General features: G+C 66.1%; 4 protein-coding genes and 1 pseudogene. All 5 read right to left on the reverse strand.

All coding sequences use genetic code 11. The features are described from left to right. The coding region (locus tag AACR77_RS15690) for a cobalamin biosynthesis protein (RefSeq protein ID WP_042882696.1) at positions 1-756 on the reverse strand (756 nt) is incomplete at its 3' end. A 26-nt stretch (positions 757-782) separates the two neighbouring features. After that, the gene (mtnN, locus tag AACR77_RS15695) at positions 783-1,475 is read right to left on the reverse strand and encodes a 5'-methylthioadenosine/S-adenosylhomocysteine nucleosidase (protein WP_010674306.1); all 693 of its coding nucleotides are present in this window, start codon (positions 1,473-1,475) and stop codon (positions 783-785) included. Positions 1,476-1,575: 100 nt separating this feature from the next. Further along, on the reverse strand, positions 1,576-2,334 hold the full coding sequence (locus AACR77_RS15700) for a substrate-binding periplasmic protein (protein WP_041215436.1): 759 nt from the start codon (positions 2,332-2,334) through the stop codon (positions 1,576-1,578). Between the two features lie 142 nt (positions 2,335-2,476). Beyond that, positions 2,477-2,593, reverse strand: a pseudogene (locus AACR77_RS15705) (ZIP family metal transporter); the annotation flags it as partial. 23 nt (positions 2,594-2,616) lie between these two features. Next, positions 2,617-2,869 (reverse strand): ZIP family metal transporter (locus AACR77_RS15710; protein WP_042882694.1); only part of this gene is annotated, 253 nt, incomplete at its 5' end.

A 2,869-nucleotide genomic window follows, 5' to 3' on the forward strand; every position in this document is an offset into this window, starting at 1 on the left:
GCGGCCCGTCGCCCGGGCCAGCAGCGCGAGCAGGACCCCCATGGCGGGATGGGGCCAATGCAGCGCAGGTCGCACTCTGTTGCCCAGTCCGCGCACCTGGGTCAGGCACAGGGGGAGCGCCAGCAGCAGGATGGCAGGGGCGCAGAAACCCTGATAGAGCGCCGCAGCCGGGCGGCCGAAGTGGACGAACGCGCTTTGCTTGGGGTTCCACGCCAGATGGGTCAACTGGGCGAGCCGCACCAGCAGGGCACCCTGTACCCCGGCCAGAGCAAAACCCAGCAGGGGGGCGGCCCACTGACCCACGAGGCGCAGTACGCAGGTCTCGCTCACCGCCTTGTTCAACCCCATCACCGAGAGCTTGCCGGTCTCCCGCTTGAGCCAGGGGGCGACCTGCAGCCTCGCCACGACCAGCGTCTCCTGGGTTGCCAGAGCGCGGCTCCCCCGGGCGAGTTCCCGCAAGGGGCGGGATTCGAGCATCAGCAGCAGGAACAGGAGGTCGAACAGGGGCTCGGAAAGGGAGAGATTGCGCACCGCCCAGAGACCGGCAGCGCAGGGCACCCAGACCACCAGCAGGGCAAGGAGCCCGGCCTGGCTCTGCTGGCGTGGCGTGCCGTCGGGGCGATAGACCTTCTGGCCGAGGCGGGTGAGCAGAGGCACTGCTGCGCCGGGTCGAAAGCGTGCGGGCCAGGGCAGCAGGGCCTCCAGCAGGGCGGCCCCCACCATGATGCCCGCCGTCGTGGAGGCGAGGGCGGTCATCAGGACATCCCAGGAGGGGGCGTCGATCACAGCTTGCCGAGCAGCGCGATGATCACTTCGGCGGAGTGTTGACCCGCCACCTCGATGAAGGCATCGAAGGATTCCACCTGCTCCTTGCCGGCGATGTCCGACATGGCCCGTACCACCAAATAGGGCACCTTGAACATGTGGCACACCTGGCCGATGGCGGCCCCTTCCATCTCCACCGCCAGCATCTGCGGGAAGTCGGCACGGGCTTTCGCGATGGCGTCCGGCTTGCACATGAACTGATCGCCGGTGCAGATGAGCCCGACCTTGGTCTGGTGCTTGCCTTGCTCGGCAATGCAGGCTTGTGCCAGGGCGATGAGTTTTTCGTCGCAGGGGAAGGCGGCGGGCTGCTGGGCCATCTGGCCCATCTCGTAACCGAAGGCGGTCACGTCCACGTCGTGGAAGCGCATCTCGCTCGCGATGACCACGTCACCGATGTGCAGATCCTGGGCGAAGCCGCCGGCGGAACCGGTGTTGATGACGCAATCGGGAGCGAACTTCTCCAGCAGCAGGCTGGTGGCGACGCTGGCGGCGACCTTGCCGATGCCGGAGCGGGTCAGGATCACCTCTTTACCGGCCAGCTTGCCCTGATAGAACTCGCAGCCGCCCAGTTGCAGGGTGGTGGGCTCGCTCAGCTGGCTGCGCAGGAGGGCTACTTCCTGCTCCATGGCGCCGATAATACCTACTTTCATCATCTACCTCGTCTCGATGGCCGCTGGGCCGAAAAAGTTGGCGGGGATGATAGCAAAACTTGGCGGTGGCGCCGAGCATTGCGATGGCGCGGATGGGGGGTCAGGGGTAGCGTCTGGCCAGGGCGGCCAGTTCACCACTGTCTGCGAGCCGTTGCAGGGTGTTGGCGAACAGGGTCAGGCGCTCGGGGGCACTGTGGCGATGGAACAGGATGTAGAAGGGAGTCTCTTCCATCACGGTGGGGAGGATGCGGATCTTGTCGGCCAGCCCCTGTTCGCGCAAGTCGGACTCAAACCCCGGGGAGCGGTAGTAGACGAAACGGCCGCGCTTCATCAACAACTTCTCGTAGTTGGCCTGGTTGCTGATCCCGCCGCTGTCGATGATGAGGCCGCCGATATCCTGGAGCCGGGCGATGGCGCCGCTGCCATGGTTGATGAGGATGATGCCCCCCTGGCCGAGGGCCCTGACATCCTGCCAGCTGCGTATCTCGACGGGATCGTCACGGCGCACCGCCAGGTGGTAGCGCACCGTGAAGATGGCGGGAGTCAGGACGATGAAGTGATCCCGCCTGGCCGGGCTCTCCCCCACGCCGCAGATGAAGTCCAGCTGACCGTGCTGCACCTTCTTTTCCAGCCGTCGCAGCGGCAGGAAGCGCTGATCTCCCTCAATGCGAAGGGCTGGCTCCCTTGCTTCCATGAGCCGGAAGAGATCGACGCAGATCCCGCCGACATGCCCGTCGGGGAGCGTCACGTACTTGGGGGACGACGCCTGCTGCGCGGCCGTATGAAAGACCTCGGTGGCGCCAATGGCCCTGGCGGTGAGGACAAGCAGACACAGCAGCAGGATTATCCTGAGGGTCATCCGGGCAGGCTTCCGATGGGATTCAGGCGCCGTACATCAACCAGTCAAAGGGCGCCGGGGGCTCAACATTAGGCGATTTCCCCCTCTTATTTCAAGGGGTTCGCGCTGTCGTCACCGGGCGCACGGGGCTTGAGGGGGGTGATCAGCCGAGTGCGGTGTCGAGGGTCATCATCAGGGCGAAGCCCGCCATGAGACCCAGGGTGGCGTGGGTCTGGTGGCCGTTGCGATGGGTTTCCTGGATCACCTCGTGGGAGACCACGGGTTGCATGGGGCATCGGCGTTTCATCCCAGGGCTGTATCCAGCGTCATCATCAGGGCGAAGCCTGCCATCAGGCCCAGGGTGGCGTGGGTCTGGTGGCCGTTGCGATGGGTTTCCGGGATCACCTCGTGGGAGACAACAAACAGCATGGCACCGGCCGCGAGCCCGAGGCCGATGGGGTAGGCGATGGCCATGCCGCTGGCGAGTCCGACCCCGAGCAGGGCGCCAAGCGGTTCCAGCAGGCCGCTGCCGATGGCGACCAGCACGGCCACCGGC

The organism is Aeromonas sp. ZOR0002 (genome assembly GCF_963866995.1).
Classification (GTDB): domain Bacteria; phylum Pseudomonadota; class Gammaproteobacteria; order Enterobacterales; family Aeromonadaceae; genus Aeromonas; species Aeromonas caviae.

Excerpts from the sequence above, each read along its gene's own strand:
- mtnN (WP_010674306.1), bottom strand. The coding sequence starts at position 1,475 with ATGAAAGTAGGTATTATCGGCGCCATGGAGCAGGAAGTAGCCCTCCTG.
- AACR77_RS15700 (WP_041215436.1), bottom strand. The coding sequence starts at position 2,334 with ATGACCCTCAGGATAATCCTGCTGCTGTGTCTGCTTGTCCTCACCGCC.